We start from the raw sequence: 23,117 nt of genomic DNA, 5'->3' as shown, positions 1-23,117 counted from the left end.
TGCAAAATTTTACCTAGTGATTAAATTTGTAATTTTAGACTCATGAGTTTTTGGTAGGAAAAACCAGTTGAGCCAAATAAATAGAGGGTTAAGATAAGCATTAAAACGTGAATTTTCATCAAATATAGATGTTGGATAAGGACTACGGAAAGAAAATCATGAATGCTTATTATCAATTACTGAATAGAACAATTGGTCCTCAAGGTGAAGTTATTGCTCATTATTGCTCAACTGTTCATGCACAAGGGGCTTGGAACCCTCATGAACAGCATATGGCCCCTGCAAGTGGCGTAATCGCAGCTGAGTTAGAGCAATTTTCACCACGACAAGATATGCGAATTGGTCGAATTAGTTTTGATATTTTTGGATTGATTGCATTTGGTGAGTTTACGATTAAGACGCATGTGATTCGTGCCGGTAAAACCATTGAATTGATTGAAGCCGAAATGCAAGCACAAGGTAAAACCTGTATTGTGGCTAGAGCATGGCGCATGTGTACTCAAGACAGTTCCGATATTGCTGGGCTTGAAGATCAGCCAGTTCATCATCCAGATACCTTTACAGAATGGACAGGTATGAAAAGATGGCCGGGTGGTTTTATTCAAACGCTAGTCACTAAAACTGATGATCAGCATCGCGCAGGCAAAGGGATTGTTTGGCTAAACAATGATAAAGAAATCGTGGAAGGGCAGCCGACCACAGATTTTGCCCATTTGATTGGCATGGTAGATGCGGCAAACGGCATTGTCCCAAGACAAGAAGGCGAATTTACTTGGGGCTTTCCAAATCTTGATTTGCAAGTTCACATGCACCGTTATCCGCAAGGGAAATGGCTAGGTTTGGAAACCGTTCAGCAATATGGTTCGGATGGTATTGGTTTAACCAGTGCAGTTTTACATGATGTGTATGGTCCATTTGGACGAAGCGAGCAGATTTTGACTTTACGTAAAATGACTAAATAAATTTTTGAGCCAATAAAAAAGTCATCCCTAAGGATGACTTTTTTATTTTGAGATTTAATTTTTAGTTACGGACTTTTATCAGTGTTGGTGTAAGTTCATCCCAACGTTGTTTTGCAGCGTCCATTGCTTTCATTTTGATATGCCCATAACCACGAACTTCTGCCGGTAATTTTGCAATTTGTTCAGCAACTGCCAAGTTATGATTGTCTGGTGCTTCAACAAGTGCTTCAACAAATGCGATGTAACGGTCACGCCAAGCTTGTTCGTGTTGACGTTCTTCTTGACGTGCAAATGGGTCAAGGAAAGTTTCACGAAGCCATTGTAAGCGAGCAAGCATCATCATTGGGAAGCGCATCCAGTAACCAAACGCACGTTTACGGACATTTTTCAGGCCACCAAGTAACGCTGGTGGGGCAAGGTGATACGTTAAACGTAAGCCTTTACCGAACTGGGTTTCAATTGATTCTTTGAAGCTTTTACCTGTTAAAAGACGTGCAACTTCATATTCATCTTTATACGCCATAACTCTATAAAGCTGAGTTGCAATCGTACCTGTTAATTCTTCTGGTAACTTTTTAGCAGCCAGTTCTACAAGAGTACGGTATTTAGCTGCATAAGCTTCATTCCAGTAGTCTGTTAGACGAGCAGAACGGTCTTCAACAAGTTCAGCCAAAGTTTGTGGTGTTTTAGTTTTTGGCATTGCCGCAAGTAAACGAGCAGCTAAAGTCGGGTCACTTGCAAGATGACAACCCACGCGGAAAGCTTCGATGTTCTTTTCAACAGCCGTACCATTTAGGCGAATTGCTTTTTCAATGCTTTCGCGTAATAGCGGAATGCGACCAGATTGCCAAGCCATACCAAGTAATAACTGGTTAGTATAGATCGAATCACCTAAGAGTAGTGTTGCGATGCGAGCTGCTGGTAAAGAAACCAGTTGACCTTGACGAACACGACCACGAAGACGGTCAATTAAATCGGTAATAGGTGCATACCAATCACGAGATTTGATAAATTCAGAAGTAGGGGTACTGTCTTCATTCACAATAACCAAAGCATCATCTTTTAAGCGAGATAGAGCAGCGCTACCCCCAGCCACTACGGCATCTGCACCAATCAATAATTCACATTGGCCCGCCGGAATTTTCGTAGAAGAAATTTGCTCATCAGTTGCCGCAAGTTGAACGTATGAATAAACCGTACCACCTTTTTGGGCAAGACCTGCCATGTCCATAACACGTGTGGCTTTACCTTCTAGGTGAGCTGCCATACCGAGAAGTGCACCAATAGTCACAACACCTGTACCACCAATACCGCCAACCATAATACGACTTGGAACGTCATATAACTGAGGAATAACAGGTGATGTTGGCCAGCCTGCACCAATCCCTTCAAATTTAGCCGGACGTTTCATATCACGTGTATGAACAGTCACAAAGCTTGGGCAGAACCCTTCGGCACAAGTGAAGTCTTTATTACAGCTACTTTGGTTAATTTGACGCTTAGTGCCTAAAGCAGTCTCTACTGGCTCAATAGATAAGCAGTTTGATTTTTTCGAACAGTCGCCACAACCTTCGCAAATGTCACTATTAATGTATAAACGCTCAGCCGGATCAGGGTAGGCATCACGTTTACGACGACGGCGTTTTTCGCTGGCACAGGTTTGTACATAGATTAAAGCGGTGACACCTGTAATTTCACGAAGCTCACGTTGAACTGCATCGAGTTCATTACGGTGGCGAATTTCTACACCCGGTGCAATGCCGTCTTCTTCGTTTAATAGTTTAACTTCATCAGTTACGATGACTTGTTTTTTAATACCTTCGGCAGCAAGCTGACGAGTTAACTGCGCAACGCTCAAATGACCATCTACATGCTGACCGCCTGTCATAGCGACCGCATCGTTGTAGAGAATTTTGTAGGTAATATTAGTTTTTGCAGCGATAGACTGACGAATTGCCAAGTAACCTGAGTGGAAGTAAGTTCCATCACCAAGGTTGGCAAAAATGTGTTTTTCATTGGTAAATGGTGATGCACCCACCCAACTTACACCTTCACCACCCATTTGAGAGAATGTTTCGGTACCGCGGTCAAGTGAAACTGCAATATAGTGACAACCGATACCACCTAACGCGCGACTACCTTCAGGAACTACGGTTGAAGAGTTATGTGGGCAACCACTACAGAAATATGGTTTACGTTCAGCAAGGTCAATCACACGTTTTGATTCTTGCTCTGCTTTTAGTAGTAAGTCGATTCTGCTTTGGATTTGTACTTTTAGGCTTTCTGGAATATCAAGTTTTAAGAAGCGAGCAGCCAGCATTTTTGCAATAGGTTCAGGCTGATACTCATAGTGACCAATGAGCGGTGCTTCTTCAATAGAGGTACTCCATTCACCTTTGCCATCAATTGCTTTACCAATGACACGAGGACGTTTGCCATCAGGCAGTGAGTACAGCTCATCCTTAATTTGTGTTTCGATAATTGGACGTTTTTCTTCGATAACGATCAGTTCTTGTAAACCCTCAGCAAACTCACGAACACCTTGTGGTTCTAAAGGCCAAATCATCCCAACCTGATAAACACGTAGCCCAAGCTGTTGGGCAGTTTCGTCTTCAATACCTAAAATGCGTAAAGCTTCAATGGTATCTAAATAACCTTTACCACTTGCGGCAATACCAATACGGGCATTTTCACAAGGCCATGTAACGGTGTTTATTTTGTTGGCACGGGCATAAGCCAAAACAGCAGGTAAGCGATATTTATAAAGACGTTCTTCTTGCTGAATGCCATGATCTGGCCAGCGAATATTGACGCCGCCCTCTGGGAAATTAACATCTTCTGGTATAACCGGAGTAACACGGTCTAGGTCGACATGAACAGAAGCAGAAGTCTCTACGATTTCACTGACTAGCTTCATTGAAGACCAAAGGCCAGAAAAACGTGAAACAGCAATGGCGTGAACACCAAAGTCTAAAATTTGTTGAACGGATGTTGGGTAGAAAATTGGAATACCACAACCAATCATGACATGTTCGGACTGGTGAGGGATTGTAGAAGATTTACATGAGTGGTCATCACCAAATAAAGCAACGACACCACCACGTTCAGAGGTACCAGCTAAGTTAGCATGGCGGAGTACATCGCCTGAACGGTCAACACCCGGGCCTTTACCATACCACCATGAAGACACTCCATCATATTTGCCTTGGCCTGAAAGATTAACTTGTTGGGTACCCCAAATTGCGGTAGCAGCCAAGTCTTCATTTACACCAGGTTGAAATACAACATTATGGGATTTAAGTAATCCTTGAACTTGCCAAAGGAAACTATCATAGTTACCAACAGGAGAACCGCGATAACCAGAAATAAAACCAGCAGTGTGATAACCATTCATCTCGTCACGGCGAGTTTGGGCAAGAGGCAACCGAACAAGTGCCTGAATGCCGGTCATATATGCTGTACCGTTATCACTTACATATTTATCTTCAAGTGACACATCCTTTGTTGCAATAATATTTGGAGTGACTTTTGTAGCTATATTCATTTATATCTCCTTAGAATTTTTAGTAGCTCGGACTACTTTCTTTTTTCAACATCCAGTTGAATATTTGGAGCAAGTGACATACGAAATAAAAAAAGATCGGTTCCTCTTCTTAAAAAGAATTAGTGCCAATGTATGTACATTTAGTCATTGTGGTTGATCTAAACTGGTGCAACAATCCGTAATTTAGGAAAACATATTTACGTTATGCGCAAAAATCTCGATGGTGGACTATTGCATGCAATGCATGCATTCCTGAAAGTGATTGATAGCGGGAGTTTCACAGCAGCAGCTGAGCAGATGGATCTGACCACAGCACAGGTTTCACGTCTTATCAGCGAGCTAGAAACACGCTTAGGTACAAAATTAATACAACGCTCGACGCGCCAGCAGGCACTGACCGATATTGGTGCGACTTACGCAGAGCGGTGTCGTCAAGTCATTTCAATGGTGGATGAAGCGGAGTCGGAAGTAACAGGAACAGCATCTAAACCCAAAGGGCGTTTGCGGGTATTAAGCATGGGAAGCTTTGGGCATCATTATGTTTTTCCAGTGATGGCCGAGTTTTGTAAGCATTATCCCGAATTAACCGTGGAATATACGACTTCACAGTACGTTCCAGACTTGTTGGCAAAAGGGGTCGATGTCAGTCTCTATCTCACTGAATCATTAACAGATTCTCGTTTTGTCGCACGCAGAATTGGCACTATTTTTTCTGTTTTATGTGCTTCACCTGCTTATCTCGAAAAACATGGTATGCCGAAGTCTCCAGAAGACTTAAAAGATCATGCCTGTTTACGCTTGGTAAACCCGTCTATTACACCAGATTGGCACTTATTAAATACAAGTGGTGAGTCTTACCAAATCGATATTGGCGGACAACTCATTGCAGATAACCCTGAGTTATTGTTAGATGTGGTGCAACAGGATATGGGCATCGCGTTATTGCCGATGTTTTCGGCTTTAGATGCGGTTCAAAATGGAAGATTATGTCATATCTTGCCAGATTGGCGTTCGCCCGATATCGGAGTTTATACCTTGTTGCCTTCACGTCATTTTATTGATGCCAAAACACGTGCATGGCTGGATTGGGTGGAAGAATATATTTCCCCAAGAATTGAAATGGATGCATCTTATTTTTATAAATAATGAGATAAATTTTTTAAGAATTAAGATAGAAAAGGATGAAGAATAATACGGATTTAGAATAAAAATAGGGTAGAGAATGCTTCTGGTGAGAGAGGCATTTAATACACAGATAAATGATAAATTTTAAAAAAATACCATGAGGGAATTAGTCCCAATTCCTGAATGAAATGAGATAAAGATGAGATAGCATGATCTGGTACTTTGCCTAATATTAAGCCTTATACCAGATGCTGACCTACCTTAATTTATGACTAGGCACACTTGGTTTGCCAATAAGCATTTGCATAATTCGACAAGCTTTTTCGGTTTAGTACATTGCTAATATTTTGGCTGGCTTGCATCAGTTTTTCTAAGTCAATGCCAGTTTCAAAGCCCATGTGCGACAGCAAATAAAATAGATCTTCGGTCGATACATTACCCGAGGCACCTTTGGCATAAGGGCAACCGCCAAGTCCTGCAAGGGAAGAATCAAAAACACGAATACCTTGTTGTAAAGACTGATAAATATTGGCAATCGCCATGCCATAGGTATTGTGGAAATGCCCAGCCAAAACCTTGCTGTCGAGTTCAGCAAGGCAGGCTTGCCATACCTTTTGAACACGATCAGGTGTTGCGGTACCAATGGTTTCACCTAAAGACACTTCATAGCAGCCCATGTCATAGAGTCGTTTAACAACTTTTACCACTTGTTCAGGTGCAATTGCGCCTTCATAGGGACAATCGACAATACAAGAGACATAACCGCGCACACGGATGTTATGTGCTTTTGCAGCCGCCATGACATCGCTAAATTTTTCAAAGCTTTCATCAATAGAGCAGTTGATATTTTTACGAGTAAAACTCTCAGAAGCTGCGGTAAACACCGCAACTTCTTTGCATCCTACCGCATGAGCAGTTTCAAAACCTTTGATATTGGGGGTGAGCAGGCTAAATTGCACATCGCTTGTTTGGGGTAGTTGCTTAAATAGCTCATCACTTTGGGCCATTTGCGGTACCCATTTTGCCGAAACGCATGAGCCGACCTCAATCGATTTTAGGCCCGCACTGATTAGGTCATTAATAAAGTTTAAGCGTTGTTCGACAGTCAAAGCCTGCTTTTCGTTTTGGAGGCCGTCTCTGGGACCGACCTCCACAATTTTGACAAACTCACTCATGCAACTTCCTCCTGAGCAGGCTGAAATTCCACAAGTTCATCGCCAGCTTTGACCTGATCACCGACTTGGAAATAGGAATCTACAATCACGCCGTCTTTAGGGGCGCGGATGGTATATTCCATTTTCATGGCTTCAAGCGTCATTAAAATATCATCTTTTTTAACGCTATGATTTGCGCTTACCAAAACTTGAGTGACTACACCCGGCATTGGTGCTTTTAGGTGGCCTTCATCGGCTTGACTATCTGCCTGATTAAAGTCTTGGCGAATATAAGCAAATTTATAGCTTTGTCCATTTTGGAACAAGGTAATGCCTTGCTGATTTTGATTAAAAGATAGCTTTTGCTGAGTTCCACCAATTTGAACAGATGCCATATGCGCATCAAGCAATTGACCTGAAATCGGGTAGCTTTGACCATTATATTCTGCGGTGAAGCCATGTTCATTTGAGGCAAATTTGATTTGAATATTTTGGTTTAAATAATTCAGTTTAATACTGTACTGATAGGCAATATTTAAACGCCAAAGCGGCTGAGCTTGCCAAAGCTGTTTTTGGCTTGAGCTGTTATTATTAAGTTGGCTTAAAAACTCAATAAATGCTGCGGCCACAACAAGTTCTGGTTTAATCTCTTCAGGGCTAAACAAGAAGTTTTGTTCACGTTGGATCAGGTTGGTATCAAGTTTGGCTTGTTTAAACGATTCGCTACGAACAATTTTCTCAAGAAAAGCAATGTTGTTACCTAAGCCGTCGACATGGAATTGGCTTAAGGCATGTTGCATTTGAATAAGCGCAGCTTCACGGTTTTTACCCCATACGATGAGTTTGGCAATCATTGGATCGTAATAGGTCGTGATTTCATCGCCTTCAACAATACCGCTGTCTACACGCACATATTGATTTTGCGTTGGGTAGTGCAGATAGTCAATTCTACCAATGGCAGGTAAAAAGCCTTTTTCTGGTTCTTCGGCGTAAATACGTGCTTCGAGCGCATGTCCATGAATCTGCAATTCGTTTTGTAGTTTAGGCAAAGGTTCGCCATAAGCCACACGAAGTTGCCATTCAACCAAGTCTTCATCTGTAATCATTTCCGTGACAGGATGCTCGACTTGTAGGCGGGTATTCATTTCCATGAAATACGCCGTACCATCTTGTTCTACAATAAACTCAACCGTACCTGCGCCCACGTAATTTACCGCGCGTGCAGCATCAATTGCAGCTTGGCGCATTGCATCGAGCTTCTCGCTTGGCATTTGTGGAGCAGGGGCTTCTTCTAACACTTTTTGGTGTCGGCGTTGTACAGAACAGTCGCGTTCAAACAAATGTACATAGTTGCCATGTGTATCGCCAAAAACTTGCACTTCAATATGGCGAGGTTGAATCACATAACGCTCAATCAAGACGTCATCATTACCAAAACTCGATTTGGCTTCACGTTTACAAGAAGCTAAGGCATGGAGAAAGTCTTCACTGCGTTCAACCAAACTCATGCCTTTACCGCCGCCGCCAGCACTGGCTTTAATTAAAACAGGATAGCCAATTCGATCTGCCTGCTGTTTTAAAAAGTCAGCATCTTGGTTGGTTCCGTGATAGCCCGGTGTTAAAGGAACACCTGCTTTTTCCATTAAAGCTTTTGAGGTCGCTTTTAAGCCCATCGCTAAAATGGCATCTACTGGCGGGCCAATAAAGCAAATGTTGTGTTGTTGGCAAGCGAGGGCAAACTGGTCATTTTCAGAAAGGAAGCCGTAGCCTGGGTGAACCGCTTGGCTGCCTGTTTCAATCGCTGCTTGAATAATGCGGTCGGCTTGTAAATAACTTTGCGTTGCAGGGGACTGACCAATATAAACCGCTTCATCTGCAAGTTTGACATGTTGTGCATTTGCGTCTGCATCTGAGTAAACGGCAACCGTTGCAATACCTAATTTTTTAGCTGTGCGAATCACACGGCAGGCAATTTCGCCACGGTTCGCAATTAAAATCTTTTCAAACATGATGATCGTCCTTAATTGTTGTTATTCGAGTTAGAAACCCAAGCAGGCTCCTGTTTATTTAAAAAGGCACTCAGACCTTCTTTTGCCTCGCTACTTTGACGAACTTGAGCAATATGATGAGCTGTCTGTTGCAGCAAATCATTGCTCATGGTCTGGTTGCTCACCATTTGAATGAGTTGTTTTGAGGCCGCTTGAGCATGCGGGCCACCAAGTAATAGAGCATCAATAATTTCTTGAACTTTTTTATCTAAATCTTCGGCATCTGCAACTTCGTGTGCCAAACCAATATGCTTAGCATCACGTGCTGAAATCCGCTCGGCAGTTAAGAAGTAACGAGAGGCTTGTCTTGCACCAATTGCACGAATTACATAGGGGCTAATGGTAGATGGAGCAAGCCCTAAACGAACCTCAGATGTTGCAAACTTGGCATCAGTGCTGGCAATGCAAATATCACATGCCGACGCTAAACCCATGCCTCCACCAAAGGCAATACCATGCACGCGGGCAATGGTCGGTTGCTTAAGTGTTGCGAGTGCATCAAGCATTTGTGCAAGTTTTAACGCATCTGCTTCATTTTCTGTTGAAGATGCCTGACCTGCCTGCTTCATCCAGTTGAGGTCGGCACCTGCCGAAAAGCTTTTGCCGCGACCTGCTAAAACCACTACACGAATATCATCACGCGTATTAATTTGTTTAAAGCAGGCATGCAGTTCTTCAATGACTGTCGTATTAAAAGCATTGTGTAATTCAGGGCGGTTCAGCCAAACATAGGCAACCTGATCTTGTTGTTCGAGTTGTAAAAATTGATAGCTCATATACACCTCTTACATGCGGAACACGCCAAATTTGGTTGGCTGGATTGGAGCATTCATAGCAGCTGCAAGACTTAAACCAAGTACCTGACGAGTTTGAGCTGGATCAATTACACCATCATCCCAAAGGCGGGCAGAAGCATAGTACGGATGGCCTTGACGCTCGTATTGTTCACGAATTGGTTGTTTAAATTCATCTTCTTCTTGTGCTGACCACTCGGCACCTTTTTGCTCAATCTGGTCACGCTTTAAAGTCGAAAGTACGCTTGCCGCTTGTTCGCCACCCATGACTGAAATACGAGAGTTTGGCCATGTCCATAAAAAGCGTGGTGAATAAGCACGGCCACACATGCCGTAGTTACCAGCACCAAACGAACCACCAATAATCAGGGTGAGTTTTGGTACATTTGCAGTTGCAACTGCCATCACCAATTTGGCGCCGTTTTTTGCAATCCCTTCATTTTCATACTGGCGACCAACCATAAAGCCCGTAATGTTTTGTAGGAATAACAATGGAATATTGCGCTGTGTGCATAGCTCAATGAAGTGCGCACCTTTTTGTGCAGACTCAGAAAATAAAATCCCGTTATTGGCAATAATGCCGACTGGCATACCATAGAGTGAAGCAAAACCAGTAATCAGTGTTGAACCAAAGCGTGCTTTAAACTCGTCAAAACGCGAGCCGTCTACAATACGAGCAATCACTTCACGAACATCAAAAGGTTTACGTGCATCACTTGGAACCACACCATAGAGTTCTGATGCATCAAACAATGGTTCATCGACTTGTTTATTTAAGTCGTTTGGCTTTTTATTAAGGTTAGCGACAATGTTACGTGCAATCGCAATTGCATGTTCATCATTTTCAGCTAAATGATCAGCTACACCTGAAAGACGTGTGTGTACATCACCACCCCCTAAATCTTCACTGCTCACCACTTCGCCAGTTGCAGCTTTTACAAGAGGAGGACCACCTAAGAAAATCGTACCTTGATTACGGACAATAATCGTTTCATCCGACATGGCAGGGACATATGCACCACCTGCGGTACAGCTACCCATCACCACAGCAATTTGGGCAATCCCTAGGCTCGACATGCGTGCCTGATTATAGAAAATACGCCCGAAGTGATCACGGTCTGGAAAAACCTCATCTTGCATTGGTAAATAGGCACCACCTGAGTCCACCAAATAAATACAAGGCAAGTGATTTTGTTCGGCAATTTCTTGTGCGCGTAAATGCTTTTTAACCGTAAGTGGGTAATACGTTCCACCTTTAACCGTTGCATCGTTAGCAACGATCATGCAAGTGATGCCGTTGACCTGACCAATACCAGCAATCACCCCAGCAGCAGGAACATCATCTTCATAAACGTTGTACGCTGCCAATTGACCAATTTCTAAAAATGCCGTGCCGACATCAATCAGTTGGTCAATACGTTCACGGGGTAAAAGTTTGCCTCGAGCCAAATGTTTTTGACGGGCATTTTCACCGCCGCCTAAAGCAATACGCTGGGCAACTTGTTTTAGATCTGTGACCAATGTTTGCATGGCTTGCTGGTTTGTTTTGAAGTCTTCGCTTCGAACATTAATCTTGCTTTGTAATTGGTTCATAAGATGCGTCCTTATTTATAATTATTATTTGGTTTCATTGAAGAGTTCGCGGCCAATCAGCATGCGGCGAATTTCAGAAGTTCCTGCACCAATTTCATAAAGTTTTGCGTCGCGCCATAAACGGCCAGCAGGGAATTCATTGATATAACCGTTGCCGCCTAAACTTTGAATTGCTTCACCAGCCATCCATGTTGCTTTTTCAGCAGCATATAAAATGGCACTTGCAGCATCTTTACGTAGGCTGCGGTCATGGTCAGCTTTATCACAGGCAGCACCAACAGCATAGACAAGAGCTTTACATGCCAACCAAGTTGAATACATATCGGCAAGTTTGCCTTGCATAAGCTGGAATTCACCTAAAGCCTGACCAAACTGTTCACGTTGGTGCAAGTATGGAATTACCACATCTAAGCAGGCATCCATAATGCCTAAAGGTCCAGCACTTAAAACTGCACGTTCATAGTCTAGGCCGCTCATCAGTACTTTTGTGCCGTTACCCACGCCGCCGAGTACGTTTTCAGCAGGTACTTCTACATTGTCAAAGAACAGCGGGTAAGTGTTAGAGCCACGCATACCGAGTTTGTCTAAGTGGTTGCCGTGACTAAAGCCTTTCATGCCTTTTTCAATTAAAAAAGCAGTCATACCTTTCGCGCCAGCTTGCGGATCAGTTTTAGCGTAAACTACGAGTACATCTGCATCACCGCCGTTAGTGATCCACATTTTTGAACCATTTAAAACGAAGTGATCACCTTTTTGTTCAGCACGTAATTTCATGCTAACGACATCAGAACCCGCATTCGGTTCAGACATCGCAAGGGCACCCACATATTCACCAGAAATCAATTTTGGTAAATACTTTTGTTTTTGCTGCTCGTTACCGTTACGGTTAATTTGGTTTACACATAAATTAGAATGAGCTCCATAAGAAAGACCAATGGCTGCCGAAGCACGCGAAATTTCTTGCATAGCAATAATATGAGCCAAATAACCCATATTGGCACCGCCATATTCTTCAGAAACCGTCATGCCTAAAAGGCCCATATCTCCAAATTTTTTCCAGAGACGTGCAGGGAATTTGTTGTCTTGATCAACTTGTTGGGCAATTGGTGCAATTTCCTTTGCACAAAATGCTGCCACTGAATCTTGAAGCGCAATTAAAGTTTCATCTAGACCGAAATTCAAGCTGCGTAGGTTCATGATATCTTCATCCTATTGGTTATATTTGTTGTCCATAAAATATTTTGTGGGTATTTGATAATTACCATACAATGATTTTTTAAAAAAGTGAATACTGATTCATAAAATGATTTACAATTCATTTTATTTGTTAGAGAATAAATTATGAGCTATAAACGATCATCTTTAATGCAAGAGCGGATGGAGCAAAATCGTAAGTCGATTTTGAGTTCAGCCAGAAAGTTAATTTCAGAGGGAGGGTTTAAAGACGCGCAAATACAAACAATTGCAGAGCAAGCGGGCGTATCAAGTGGTCTGGTTTATCGTTACTTTGATAATAAGAGCCAAGTGCTGATTGAAGTCTTGTCCGAAGCCATTAATACGGAACTATTGGTGATTGATTCGATTACTGAAAGTGACTTATCGGCAAAGCAGAAATTACACAAGGCTGTGGCAAACTTTGTAAAACGGGCACTGAATAGCCCTCAGCTTGCATATTCACTCATGTTTGAACCTGTCGATTCAACAGTTGAACATGAGCGTTTTCGTGTAAAGCAATTGATTAAACAAAGTATTAAAAAAATACTTGCGGATGGAAATGCAAGTGGTGAGTTTGTCTTGGATGATTTAAATACAGCAGCACTTTGTGTTGTCGGTGCCATGACCTATGTAGTGGTTGAACCCCTAGACCCAGCTCAAAATACAAAGTTTGATCATGCGCATAAAGACTATTTTTCAAAACAGATTGCTGACTTTTGTGTAGATGCTGTGCAGAGGAAATAGGGCATATAAAGGATAAAACAACACAAAGAAGGCGGTTTAGAAAAATAGTTGCAGTAACAACAATTAGATCAGGTAAGAAGAGAATTAGAAGAATCAAGGAGAATGATTCAATGCAACAAGAACGGTTAAGCTACGCCTCGGGACCAAGCACACAGCCCTTATTGGGTATGACCATTGGTGAACAATTTGATCAGGCTTGTCGGCAATATGCTGAAAAGGAAGCAATCGTTAGTTTTCATCAAAACAGACGATTAACCTATAAAGCTTTACAAGATGAAGTAAATGCTTTTGCTTGTAGCCTTTTAAAATTGGGATTAAAAAAAGGAGATCGATTAGCGATCTGGTCACCTAATTGTGTGGAATGGACCATTACGCAGTTTGCAGCTTTTAAAGCAGGGATTATTTTAGTCAATCTAAATACAGCTTATAAAAGTCATGAGCTTGAATATGTGTTGAATAAGGTCTCATGCAAAGGATTGATTATTGCTTCTCAATTCAAAACGACGGATTACCAAGAATTACTCACAAAAATTGCCCCTGAGTTAACCACCTGTACAGATAAAGTGCTCAGTTCAGAGCGACTGCCACATTTAAAATTTGTCATTAAAATTGATGACCAGCAACATACGGGTATTCATCGCTTTAGTGATTTAGTCAGCGCACCAACTTCTGAACAGCTAGAACAATTAAAACTATTAACCAAGCAGCTTCAGTTTGATGAAACTATTAATATTCAATTTACATCAGGTACAACAGGTAACCCTAAAGGGACTATGTTGACCCACCATAATATTTTAAATAATGGCTATTTTGTCGGTGAAGGCATTCGTTTGACCCCTCAAGATAAAGTCTGTATTTCTGTGCCGTTGTTTCATTGTTTTGGCATGGTCATGGGGAATTTAGCCTGCGTTACACATGGGTCAACCATGGTCTATCCATCGGCTGTATTTAATCCTTTAGAAACTTTAAAAGCGATTCATCAAGAGCGTTGTACGGCAGCTTATGGCGTGCCAACCATGTTTATTGCCACCTTAGAACATGAACAGTTTAATGAGTTTGACCTGTCGAGCTTAAGAACAGGTATTATGGCAGGGAGTCCTTGTCCACGTGAAATTATGCAACGTGTTATAGACCGAATGCATATGTCTGAAATCACGATTTGTTATGGCATGACTGAAACCTCGCCAGTGAGTGTACAAAGTTCTGTAAATGATTCGATTGATAAGCGAGTAAGCACGGTTGGACATGTTCATCCGCATGTTGAAATTAAAATTGTCGATTTAGAAGGGCAGATTGTTCCGCAAGGCACTTTAGGTGAGCTATGCGTTCGCGGTTATTCAGTGATGGCTGGCTATTGGGGCGAAGAAGAAAAGACCAAAGAGGTCATTGATGCTGCTGGTTGGATGCATACAGGTGATATTGCCGAAATGGATCAAGACGGTTTTATTAAAATTAAAGGCCGTATTAAAGATGTGGTGATTCGTGGTGGGGAAAATCTCTTTCCAAAAGAAATTGAAGACTTCTTATACACTCATCCAGATGTAAGCGATGTCCAAGTCATTGGCTTACCAGATGCCAGATATGGCGAAGAACTCTGTGCTTGTATTATTTTGCATGAACATCATCAAATTGATGAAGACAGCATTCGCCAATTCTGCAAAGAGCATATTTCTCATAATAAAGTGCCGCGCTATGTCCGATTCTTTAATGAGTTTCCAATGACAGCTTCAGGCAAAGCGCAGAAGTTTAAATTGCAGGAAATTATGCGAGCTGAACTTAACTTAACTGGAAATGTCTTTGACTAAAGAGGTTAAAAGTTTGGTCAAAGTGCAGCAAACTATAAGTTAAAAGGCAGCTTAAATAGAGGATAAGCAAAATGGCAAAAGACTTTAATAGCCCAAAGGTAGTCGAAGGATATGACGAACATATTCGTAAATTAATTCCGGGTTATGAGGTGATCCATCAACAGGTGGATGCCATTTTGCAATCAGTGTTACCACCAAATGCTCATATTTTAATTGTGGGTTGTGGCACGGGATATGAACTCGAATATTTACTTAAACGTCATCCAAACTGGAAATTTACGGCAGTTGATCCATCTTTGACTATGCTGCAAAAAGCTCAGGAACAGGTTGAACTTTTAGATAAATCTTCTCAAGTCACCTTTGTTCACGGTGAAACGTCAGCTTTACCTCTTGAGAATTGCTTTGATGCTGCACTTTCTATTCTTGTGGCTCATTTTATTGCAGATGATATAAAACCTGTTTTCTTTAAAGATATTTATGATCGTTTAGAAGAAAAAGCTGTTTTGCTGACCTACGATTTAATGACGTGTGTAAATCCACAGCATCTTCAAGCTTTACGTTATTTATGCTTGGCACAAGGCTTAACAGAAGAACAATGTCAAAAAATGTTAGAGCGTATGGCGCAAGACTTTTTTAGCCTAACCACTGAAGGATATATAAAACTTTTAGAAAAAACTGGTTTTGAAAGTGTGCATCCTTATACGCAAATTTTGACGTATCAAGGGTTTATTGCAAAAAAATAATAGATTTCGGAAAGCGCTAATACGGATATAAAACCTGCATATTCTCAATGAGGAAGAGAATATAAAAACTGAAAAAAATTAGAAGATTTAGCTTCACTTAAAAACAAATTAAAAGTGGTTTTCAGGCCGCTTTAGGGAGGTTTTGTCTAAAAAATATGATTGAAGGTCTTTCTTGTGAAAGAAAAGCAAATTTTAAGCACCTATTTTAGATAGGTACATAACAAAAAGGATGTCGAGATCTTTAAGTCGAATTAAAGATCAAAAGGAAAATTTCATGATGAAAGTTTTAAATACAACGGTTCCAAAAAGCCTGTTGGCTGTTTCTGTGACCCTGTTTGTGTCTTCTGCTTTTGCAGGTCAAACAGATCCTGAAATAGCACAACTTCGCCAAGAAGTAAAAGAACTTCGGGCTATGTTACAAGCCAATATGCAGGCGCAAAAATCTTTATCGCAAGGACGAGTGGAACTAGCAAATTCAGCGCCTCCTCAAGCCGTACCCGTACCACCAATACAGCAAGGTTTAACCAAGTCTGGTGCAGAATTTAACTTATATGGTTATATACGGGCAGATGCTTCTTATCAAATGAAAGGGGCATCTACGATGTATAACAATATTAGCGGTGTTCCACTTGAGAACACGCCAGAAGAATCTGCACAAAAAGACCAGTTGCACAGTACGGTTAATGTGACACGTTTCGGGTTGAATTTTAAAACCCCGACGGCCGCGGGTGAGGTGGGCGGAAAGTTAGAAATGGACTTCTTTGGGGCAGCCACTCGTGATCAGTTTCGGATACGCCATGCTTATTTAACGTTTGATAAATGGCTCATTGGTCAAACGTGGTCAACATTTATCGCACCTGAATATTATCCGGAAACGATTGATGCAGGCACATTTGTAGGCAGTGCATTATTAAGATCACCGCTCGTCCGTTATAGCGATAACTTAACTGCCAATACGAGTTTTGCAATATCGGTTGAAGACCCGAAATATACTGCAACAACTGACCCTGACAATAAAATGCGCTTACCCGCTTTGGTAGGACGCTTAAATCATAAATTTGCCAATGGCTCGATGTTGTCGGGACGTAGTTTTGTCGCCGAAAAGAGAACGAATAATGATGAGGAAGTCGCTTGGGGCGTAGGCTTGGGCGGTAAATACCAAATTACGCCCGATACATTACTCAAAGCCGATTATTACCATGTCAAAGGAGATGGGCGTTTCTTGCTATGGAGTAACAGCGGCTATGCAATAGATGATCAAAATAATATGCATAGCAATGAGTTTGACACCGTTTCTTTAGGCTTAACGCATCAATTCACGCCACAAATTCGTTCAACCTTAGCTTATGGCTATATGAAAGCCAAAGATGATAACCGTTTTGCCGAATTACAACGTAATAGCACCACTCAAAACAAAGAGCTTTGGCAAGGCTGGGTAAATGCACTGTATAACCCTTACAAGCCAATTACCTTGGGGGTCGAATATGTGTATGGCGAACGAGAAACTTTTGATGGCCGTAACGGGATTGATAACCGCTTCAATATGATGGCGAGTTATGACTTTTAATTTATTCAACAAGACCTTGAATAATCTGTTTTTTCTTTAGGGTGCAATATGTCGTTTTAAAAAATTAAATATGAATTTATCTCACAGAGGAGGTGAGTAAATGACAACATCTAAATTAAATGTAAATGAAGTTATTGATCAGGCTCGATTTACCCCTTTTCACTGGAGCATTTTGCTTTGGTGTTTATTAATTATTGTTTTTGATGGTTATGATCTGGTGATTTATGGCGTTGTACTGCCTTTGCTCATGCAAGAGTGGTCATTAACAGCTGTACAAGCGGGGATGTTAGCAAGTACAGCACTATGCGGAATGATGTTTGGGGCAATGTTCTTTGGAACTTTGGCAGACAAAATAGGCCGTAAGAATGTAATTTTAATTTGTGTCACTCTTTTTAGTGGTTTCACCTTTTTAGGTGCTTTTGCATCAAGCCCACTTGAGTTTGGAGTGCTTCGGTTCTTGGCGGGACTGGGCATTGGTGGGGTCATGCCAAATCTAGTTGCTTTAACCTCTGAATACGCACCGAAACGTATACGCAGTACTCTGGTAGGGACCATGTTTAGTGGTTATGCGATTGGGGGAATTCTTTCGGCCTTAATTGGTAGTTATTTGGTTGAAAGTCAGGGGTGGCAAATTATGTTTTTAATTGCTGGTATTCCACTATTTCTATTACCTGTAATCTGGAAGTTTTTACCTGAGTCATTAACTTTTTTAGTTAAAACTGGAAAAACTGAACAGGCACAGCGCATTATTCAAAAAATTTCACCTGAACAAACACTAACAACCCATACGCAATTAGTTCTTAATGAAGATAATGTTCCAACAGGTAGTTCTGTAAAAGGATTATTTCAACAAGGTCGCGCATTCAATACACTCATGTTTTGGCTCGTGTTCTTTATGTGCTTACTCATGGTGTATGCCTTAAGTAGCTGGTTACCAAAACTCATGCTGGCAGCAGGGTATTCATTGGGCAAAAGTATTTTATTTTTGCTTGCCCTAAATGTTGGCGCAATGATCGGTTCAATCGGTGGGGGTATTTTGTCTGATAAATTCCATCTAAAACCTGTAATTATGGGAATGTTACTGGCAGGGGTTTTAGCATTAATCGGTTTAGGCTTTAAGTCACCAGCCTATGTTTTATATGGTTTGGTGACCGTTGCAGGAGCTGCAACGATTGGGACCTCAATTCTGCTTTATAGTTATGTTGCACAATATTATCCATTAAGTGTGCGTTCTACTGGGATTGGCTGTGCCTCTGGTGTTGGTCGAATTGGGGCAATAGTTGGTCCAATCTTAACGGGCTTGTTATTGGGTTTAGAATTGCCACATAAAATGAATTTCGTGATGATCGCAATCCCTGCAATTTTAGCGCTTTTCGCCGTCATGGTTTTAAGACGTTACGCAGCTGAAAAACAGCCGATTACTTCAAAACTTACCGCCGAGTTAGAGGGTAATTAATCCATATGGATACAGGTAGGAAACAAATTCCTACCTGTATCTGGACGTTTTATTTGTTAACTAGCTGGTTTAAATCAACCAGATTTGCCATTTGTTGATTACCGCGATCATTAGGATGTAAATGATCTCCAGAATCATAAATTGGATTTAATCGGTCAGAATGTTTTGAATCTTTTAAGCCTTGCTCAAGATCAAGAACCCCATCAAATGTTTTACTGGTTCTGATCCAGTGATTAATGCGCTGGCGTAATTCATCTTTGTTAGGCTGATAATAGTTATCTAAAGGTGTATTGGGTAAAGCGCCTGAAAAGGGAAGTAACGTCGCCCCAATCACTTGAATACCTTGCTCATGAGCGTCCTTTACAACACGTTTATAACCTTCGGTTAAGGCTTCAAACGACGGTATTTGTTGTTTAGGTGCAAAAGCTGTACCGGGCCATGAAATATCATTAATACCAACTAAAACAATTAAAGTTTTAACACCTGAGTATTGAAACACTTCACTGTTTAAACGTTTTAATGCACTGTCACCCATACCGTCTGTAAGTAGTCGATTCCCTGAAATTCCACTATTAATAACCGCTATTTGATGGGTCGATAAGCGCTTAGCTAAAAAGTCAGTCCATCTCGTATTTGCATCTAAAGTTGCAGTTGCGCCGTCAGTAATGGAGTCTCCAATGACCGCAACAACGTGTGCTTTACGTTTCGGTTTTATTTCAATAGCCGATAATAATAATCGCGCAGTTGTTGTTTTGGCACTGCTAGGCGTATTTAAGTTGGCGGTCTGGTTGCCAGCAATAAGCCAACTGGTTTGTTTCGCATCCCAATGAAAAGTTTTAAATGTAGTGGGCTTTTCAATAAAGGTATTTACCATTAACTGTGCATAATCGGGAACTGGTAATTGGATTGGATCACTCATCAGTTGTTTGCCAGGTAAAATTTGTGCTTTAAGCTTTCCAGAGAAATAAACTGGATAAGCATTCTTTGATTTAAGACTTTGTCCTTTGAATATTCCCACAGTTGTTTTATCAATAGATAGCGGTTGATCACCATATTGATTGGTAAAAACGAGCCTAACAGCTTCACCACCTAAACTAATTTGACTGATTTGTTTGATGGTCTGATTAGATATTTGCTCTGGAATATTGGTCGGGAAAACGAAATCTTTATTCCAGACTTTTTGGGGGCTGGCTGCCCAAGTGGTAATCCATTGGCTCTTTTGTACTTCTGATTGTGCAAAGTTTGTAAATAAAACGAGAGAGAATAGGGTGGTTTGATAACGTTTCATCTCGTGAACTCTTTAAAACGAATTAAAGTTATCTTGAAACAAATTGCTGGCTTGTTATAGCGACATAAGCGGAATAAGATTTGTGAATGAAATTCATAAATAGCTTTTGTTATGTCATATTTTGATATTAATCGGTCTGGCGAGTTGGCAATTTTTATTCGAGTGGTCGAGCTTGGGAGTTTCTCTGCCGTTGCAAGAGCTTGTGACATGACGCCGTCTGCGGTCAGTAAGTTAATTTCTCGGTTGGAAAAAAGACTTGGCGTCAGACTACTGAACCGTTCAACACGCCAGTTTCAGCTTACCAGTGAAGGATGTCAGTTTTATGAGCAAGGCATTCACATACTCAATAACTTAGATGAACTAGAACAATCAGTTACTGCAAATCATATGCCGCAAGGGCGAATTCGGATTCATACCAGTCTTTCATATTGGACACACTTTTTATTGCCCTGTATTTCGCTATTTAACGAGTGTTATCCACAAATTGAATTAGAGGCTCATTTGAGTGATGAAGTCATTAATTTAGTTGAGCAACGGATTGATGTTGCAATCCGGACAGGGCCTTTAAAAAGCTCAAATTTGGTTGCTCGCTCACTCGGAAGCACGCAGAAACATTATGTCTGTTCACCTGCATATATTGAAAAGTATGGTTGTCCGCAGCACCCAGAAGAGCTTTATGAACATCAGCTTTTGGATGTAAGTTATCAGCGTCAGAATAAAACATGGTTGTTTAAAAAAGATGAGCAAGAAATCACACTTGCACCTACTCAAGTCCCGAGAGTAAATCATGGAGAAGCAATCTTACAATTAGCGCTTGCAGGTGTTGGTGTTGCACAGCTTAATGAATTCCAAGTTCGAAAAGCGCTAGAGCAAAAACTATTGGTTAAAATTCTTGAAGACTGGAATATCAATGCTTCTGAAGAATTTCATGCTGTTTGGATAGGACATGACAAATATGTCCCTAAACGTGTAAGGGCATTTTTAGATTTCTTGGTAGAACAGGCAAAGATTAGTTAATTAAGTTTTTTCTGGCACTTAACTGACATTGGTGCATGGTTTCATTCATTGTTTCCACGAAGTGCATATCCGCATCAATATTTTGTAAGCTTACTTTAGGTAAGTTTTCTACAAATTGTGGCGAATAATGTTCTTCTAAAGAGTTATAAATACAATTACATTGTGAAAGTGCGCGTCCTGCCCAAACACAATGTCTGTTAAATTCATTTTTACTGATAGATCTGCAACCTAGTAAACTTATAGAACTTATTAATAGGATGCACATTAAAACAATACGATATAAAAAAAACATCATAATTGCTCTTAGTTGGTTTTTGTTATCATTCGATTTGGTATAGAGATGTTCTAATCTTTAATTGGCGTTAAATCTTGAGATTTTTTCCGTATAAAGATAAAAGTTTGGATAGGTAAAAAGATGGTAGGAATTCTTTAAAAGTGTTTTAAGCTGAACGATAAGATAATAAATTTTAAGAAAAATAAAATGATATAAAATAATAGTCATTAGAGACTCCTTGATAAAAGAAGTTACGCCCAATCACTGCTATTAATTATGGTGGTGAAACGAAAGAGGGTTAGCAGACTGATACCTAAGAAACCAGCACACCCGAAGGTGTCCCACTCCCGTTCTGAACTGCACCCCATAAGTTAGACTTTTAAAACTTATGAGGTGTGCTCTATGCCAATTCCGAAGCATTCAAAAGAGTTAAAATTAAAAGTCATTCAAGCTTATTTAGAGGGAAGTAAAGGATATAAAATCCTTTCACAAGAATTTAATGTAGATCTCCAAACCATCCGCTTATGGATTGAAAACTATAAGGCACAAGGTGAAGATGGCCTGAATGTTAAAACTAAAAAAACCTACTACTCTTCCGAATTTAAAATCAAGGCTGTACAAATGCTTCTTGATAAGATACCGGTAAGAGAAGTTAGAAGACGGTTAAATCTGAGCGGGACGTCAATTTTAAGAAGGTGGCTAGCTCAGTATCATAAAGAAGGGATTGCTGGGTTTAATACCACGAGGATTTATACCAATATGCTTAAACAAGATAAAACTAAAATAACCAAGTCTGTAAAAGATGACAAAGATAAATCTCAGCAGGAGCTCATTGATGAAGTGACCGCTTTACGAGCAGAGGTTGCCTTTTTAAAAAAGCTAAAAGCCTTAAAACTGAAGCAACGTACCTAAATTCAATTTCTACTGCAGACAGTGTTCAAGTTATTTCAGAATTAAGGCAAATTTATCCATTAAAGCTCTTACTCAGTATTGCCAAGATCGCTCGTAGTACTTATTTCTATCACATGAAAGCTGTACGCTCTAAGGATAAATATACTGAGTTAAAACAGCAGATCAAGTCCATATATCACAAGCATAAGGGATGCTATGGCTATCGTAGAATTACTCTTGCTCTGAAAAGTACAGGAATAATAATCAACCATAAATGTGTATATCGTCTTATGAAAACTATGGGACTTAAATCACGTATCAGAGCACTAAAATATCGCTCATATAAAAGTGGTTGTGTCGGGATGGTGGCCGATAACATTATGCAACGGCAATTTAAAGCGAACCGTCCCAACCAGAAATGGGCAACTGATGTGACGGAATTTAATGTTAACGGTGAAAAACTTTATCTATCACCAATTATAGATTTATTTAATGGGGAAATTATTACCTTCCGGATCCAACGTAAACTCAATTATGAGTTAGTGAAAGATATGCTCATTCATGCTTTAGCTAAACTTAAGCGACATGAGAAACCAATTCTCCATTCAGATCAAGGATGGCAATATCAAATGGCTCATTATCAACAGCAATTAAAGCAACATGGTTTAATTCAAAGTATGTCTCGTAAAGGAAATTGCTTAGATAATGCTGTAATAGAAAGCTTCTTTGGAATATTAAAATCGGAGTGCTTTCATGGTGAAAAATTTCAATCAACTGATGAGTTAGAGAAAACTATACGAGAGTACATTCATTATTATAATCATGAGAGAATCAAGGTGAAGCTACAAGGTTTATCCCCTGTACAATATAGAAACCAGTTTTTAAAAACTGCTTAAC

General features: G+C 40.6%; 18 protein-coding genes. 10 read left to right on the top strand and 8 right to left on the bottom strand.

Annotated elements, in window-relative coordinates; genetic code table 11:
- Positions 1-158: 158 nt before the first annotated feature.
- Positions 159-962, top strand: coding sequence for a thioesterase family protein (locus J655_RS20620; RefSeq protein WP_000995500.1), 804 nt, complete (start codon positions 159-161; stop codon positions 960-962).
- 61 nt (positions 963-1,023) lie between these two features.
- Here the strand turns inward: J655_RS20620 and J655_RS20615 are convergent, their stop codons facing one another.
- Positions 1,024-4,506 (bottom strand): indolepyruvate ferredoxin oxidoreductase family protein, encoded by a 3,483-nt coding sequence (locus J655_RS20615; protein ID WP_032006788.1) that lies wholly within the window; start codon positions 4,504-4,506, stop codon positions 1,024-1,026.
- Between the two features lie 204 nt (positions 4,507-4,710).
- On the opposite strand from J655_RS20615, the gene J655_RS20610 reads away from it, so the two are divergent.
- Positions 4,711-5,652 (top strand): LysR family transcriptional regulator, encoded by a 942-nt coding sequence (locus J655_RS20610; protein ID WP_032006787.1) that lies wholly within the window; start codon positions 4,711-4,713, stop codon positions 5,650-5,652.
- Positions 5,653-5,903: 251 nt separating this feature from the next.
- On the opposite strand, the gene J655_RS20605 is transcribed toward J655_RS20610, so the two are convergent.
- From J655_RS20605 to J655_RS20585, 5 genes are read right to left on the bottom strand one after another with little or no spacing between them, the layout of a single operon-like run.
- Positions 5,904-6,806: a hydroxymethylglutaryl-CoA lyase gene (locus J655_RS20605; protein ID WP_032006786.1), complete on the bottom strand. Its 903-nt coding sequence runs from the start codon at positions 6,804-6,806 to the stop codon at positions 5,904-5,906.
- Positions 6,803-8,794 (bottom strand): acetyl/propionyl/methylcrotonyl-CoA carboxylase subunit alpha, encoded by a 1,992-nt coding sequence (locus J655_RS20600; protein WP_032042503.1) that lies wholly within the window; start codon positions 8,792-8,794, stop codon positions 6,803-6,805. The genes J655_RS20605 and J655_RS20600 overlap by 4 nt, the downstream gene beginning before the upstream one ends.
- An 11-nt stretch (positions 8,795-8,805) precedes the next feature.
- Complete coding sequence (locus J655_RS20595) at positions 8,806-9,609, bottom strand: enoyl-CoA hydratase/isomerase family protein (protein ID WP_032052944.1); 804 nt, start codon at positions 9,607-9,609, stop codon at positions 8,806-8,808.
- Between the two features lie 9 nt (positions 9,610-9,618).
- Positions 9,619-11,220 carry a carboxyl transferase domain-containing protein gene (locus J655_RS20590; protein WP_032052942.1) on the bottom strand — a complete coding sequence of 534 codons (1,602 nt, stop codon included), beginning with the start codon at positions 11,218-11,220 and terminating at the stop codon, positions 9,619-9,621.
- A 24-nt stretch (positions 11,221-11,244) separates the two neighbouring features.
- Entirely contained in the window at positions 11,245-12,417 is a 1,173-nt protein-coding gene (locus tag J655_RS20585) for an isovaleryl-CoA dehydrogenase (protein WP_032052940.1), read from the bottom strand.
- Positions 12,418-12,561: 144 nt separating this feature from the next.
- On the opposite strand from J655_RS20585, the gene J655_RS20580 reads away from it, so the two are divergent.
- The 5 genes from J655_RS20580 (at position 12,562) to J655_RS20560 (ending at position 18,750) form a co-directional block, all read left to right on the top strand.
- Positions 12,562-13,179, top strand: a complete 618-nt coding sequence (locus tag J655_RS20580; RefSeq protein WP_032052938.1) for a TetR/AcrR family transcriptional regulator — start codon at positions 12,562-12,564, stop codon at positions 13,177-13,179.
- A gap of 110 nt (positions 13,180-13,289) precedes the next feature.
- Entirely contained in the window at positions 13,290-14,984 is a 1,695-nt protein-coding gene (locus tag J655_RS20575; protein WP_032052936.1) for an AMP-binding protein, read from the top strand.
- Positions 14,985-15,055: 71 nt separating this feature from the next.
- Positions 15,056-15,727, top strand: a complete 672-nt coding sequence (locus J655_RS20570) for a class I SAM-dependent methyltransferase (RefSeq protein ID WP_032052934.1) — start codon at positions 15,056-15,058, stop codon at positions 15,725-15,727.
- Between the two features lie 277 nt (positions 15,728-16,004).
- Positions 16,005-17,294, top strand: a complete 1,290-nt coding sequence (locus J655_RS20565) for a DcaP family trimeric outer membrane transporter (protein ID WP_081403813.1) — start codon at positions 16,005-16,007, stop codon at positions 17,292-17,294.
- A 100-nt stretch (positions 17,295-17,394) separates the two neighbouring features.
- A complete protein-coding gene (locus J655_RS20560) occupies positions 17,395-18,750 on the top strand; it encodes an MFS transporter (protein ID WP_032052929.1) in 1,356 nt (451 codons plus the stop codon).
- A 49-nt stretch (positions 18,751-18,799) separates the two neighbouring features.
- Here the strand turns inward: J655_RS20560 and J655_RS20555 are convergent, their stop codons facing one another.
- The gene (locus J655_RS20555) at positions 18,800-20,038 is read right to left on the bottom strand and encodes an SGNH/GDSL hydrolase family protein (protein WP_032052927.1); all 1,239 of its coding nucleotides are present in this window, start codon (positions 20,036-20,038) and stop codon (positions 18,800-18,802) included.
- Between the two features lie 111 nt (positions 20,039-20,149).
- Between J655_RS20555 and J655_RS20550 the strand changes: the two genes are divergently transcribed.
- Positions 20,150-21,055 (top strand): LysR family transcriptional regulator, encoded by a 906-nt coding sequence (locus J655_RS20550; RefSeq protein WP_032052925.1) that lies wholly within the window; start codon positions 20,150-20,152, stop codon positions 21,053-21,055.
- Here the strand turns inward: J655_RS20550 and J655_RS25595 are convergent.
- Positions 21,048-21,350: a hypothetical protein gene (locus J655_RS25595; protein WP_004793054.1), complete on the bottom strand. Its 303-nt coding sequence runs from the start codon at positions 21,348-21,350 to the stop codon at positions 21,048-21,050. The two genes, J655_RS20550 and J655_RS25595, sit on opposite strands and share 8 nt — an antisense overlap.
- A 381-nt stretch (positions 21,351-21,731) precedes the next feature.
- Here J655_RS25595 and J655_RS25780 point away from each other — a divergent pair, with 381 nt between their 5' ends.
- Both J655_RS25780 and J655_RS25775 read left to right on the top strand, forming a co-directional pair.
- Entirely contained in the window at positions 21,732-22,241 is a 510-nt protein-coding gene (locus tag J655_RS25780) for a helix-turn-helix domain-containing protein (protein ID WP_002120495.1), read from the top strand.
- A gap of 5 nt (positions 22,242-22,246) precedes the next feature.
- A complete protein-coding gene (locus J655_RS25775) occupies positions 22,247-23,116 on the top strand; it encodes an IS3 family transposase (RefSeq protein WP_106405999.1) in 870 nt (289 codons plus the stop codon).
- The last annotated feature ends 1 nt before the right edge of the window (position 23,117 follow it).

The organism is Acinetobacter sp. 1294243 (genome assembly GCF_000588015.1).
Taxonomy (GTDB): Bacteria; Pseudomonadota; Gammaproteobacteria; order Pseudomonadales; family Moraxellaceae; genus Acinetobacter; species Acinetobacter pittii.
This window is presented reverse-complemented; position numbering and strand designations above follow the sequence as displayed.

What these genes read in the sequence shown, in the direction of transcription:
- J655_RS20610 (WP_032006787.1), top strand. Translation starts at nt 4,711, where the DNA reads ATGCGCAAAAATCTCGATGGTGGACTATTGCATGCAATGCATGCATTC.
- J655_RS20555 (WP_032052927.1), bottom strand. Translation starts at nt 20,038, where the DNA reads ATGAAACGTTATCAAACCACCCTATTCTCTCTCGTTTTATTTACAAAC.
- J655_RS20620 (WP_000995500.1), top strand. Translation starts at nt 159, where the DNA reads ATGAATGCTTATTATCAATTACTGAATAGAACAATTGGTCCTCAAGGT.
- J655_RS20590 (WP_032052942.1), bottom strand. Translation starts at nt 11,220, where the DNA reads ATGAACCAATTACAAAGCAAGATTAATGTTCGAAGCGAAGACTTCAAA.
- J655_RS20585 (WP_032052940.1), bottom strand. Translation starts at nt 12,417, where the DNA reads ATGAACCTACGCAGCTTGAATTTCGGTCTAGATGAAACTTTAATTGCG.
- J655_RS25595 (WP_004793054.1), bottom strand. Translation starts at nt 21,350, where the DNA reads ATGATGTTTTTTTTATATCGTATTGTTTTAATGTGCATCCTATTAATA.
- J655_RS20560 (WP_032052929.1), top strand. Translation starts at nt 17,395, where the DNA reads ATGACAACATCTAAATTAAATGTAAATGAAGTTATTGATCAGGCTCGA.
- J655_RS20580 (WP_032052938.1), top strand. Translation starts at nt 12,562, where the DNA reads ATGAGCTATAAACGATCATCTTTAATGCAAGAGCGGATGGAGCAAAAT.
- J655_RS20605 (WP_032006786.1), bottom strand. Translation starts at nt 6,806, where the DNA reads ATGAGTGAGTTTGTCAAAATTGTGGAGGTCGGTCCCAGAGACGGCCTC.
- J655_RS25780 (WP_002120495.1), top strand. Translation starts at nt 21,732, where the DNA reads ATGCCAATTCCGAAGCATTCAAAAGAGTTAAAATTAAAAGTCATTCAA.
- J655_RS20565 (WP_081403813.1), top strand. Translation starts at nt 16,005, where the DNA reads ATGAAAGTTTTAAATACAACGGTTCCAAAAAGCCTGTTGGCTGTTTCT.
- J655_RS20600 (WP_032042503.1), bottom strand. Translation starts at nt 8,794, where the DNA reads ATGTTTGAAAAGATTTTAATTGCGAACCGTGGCGAAATTGCCTGCCGT.
- J655_RS20595 (WP_032052944.1), bottom strand. Translation starts at nt 9,609, where the DNA reads ATGAGCTATCAATTTTTACAACTCGAACAACAAGATCAGGTTGCCTAT.
- J655_RS20550 (WP_032052925.1), top strand. Translation starts at nt 20,150, where the DNA reads ATGTCATATTTTGATATTAATCGGTCTGGCGAGTTGGCAATTTTTATT.
- J655_RS20570 (WP_032052934.1), top strand. Translation starts at nt 15,056, where the DNA reads ATGGCAAAAGACTTTAATAGCCCAAAGGTAGTCGAAGGATATGACGAA.
- J655_RS20575 (WP_032052936.1), top strand. Translation starts at nt 13,290, where the DNA reads ATGCAACAAGAACGGTTAAGCTACGCCTCGGGACCAAGCACACAGCCC.
- J655_RS20615 (WP_032006788.1), bottom strand. Translation starts at nt 4,506, where the DNA reads ATGAATATAGCTACAAAAGTCACTCCAAATATTATTGCAACAAAGGAT.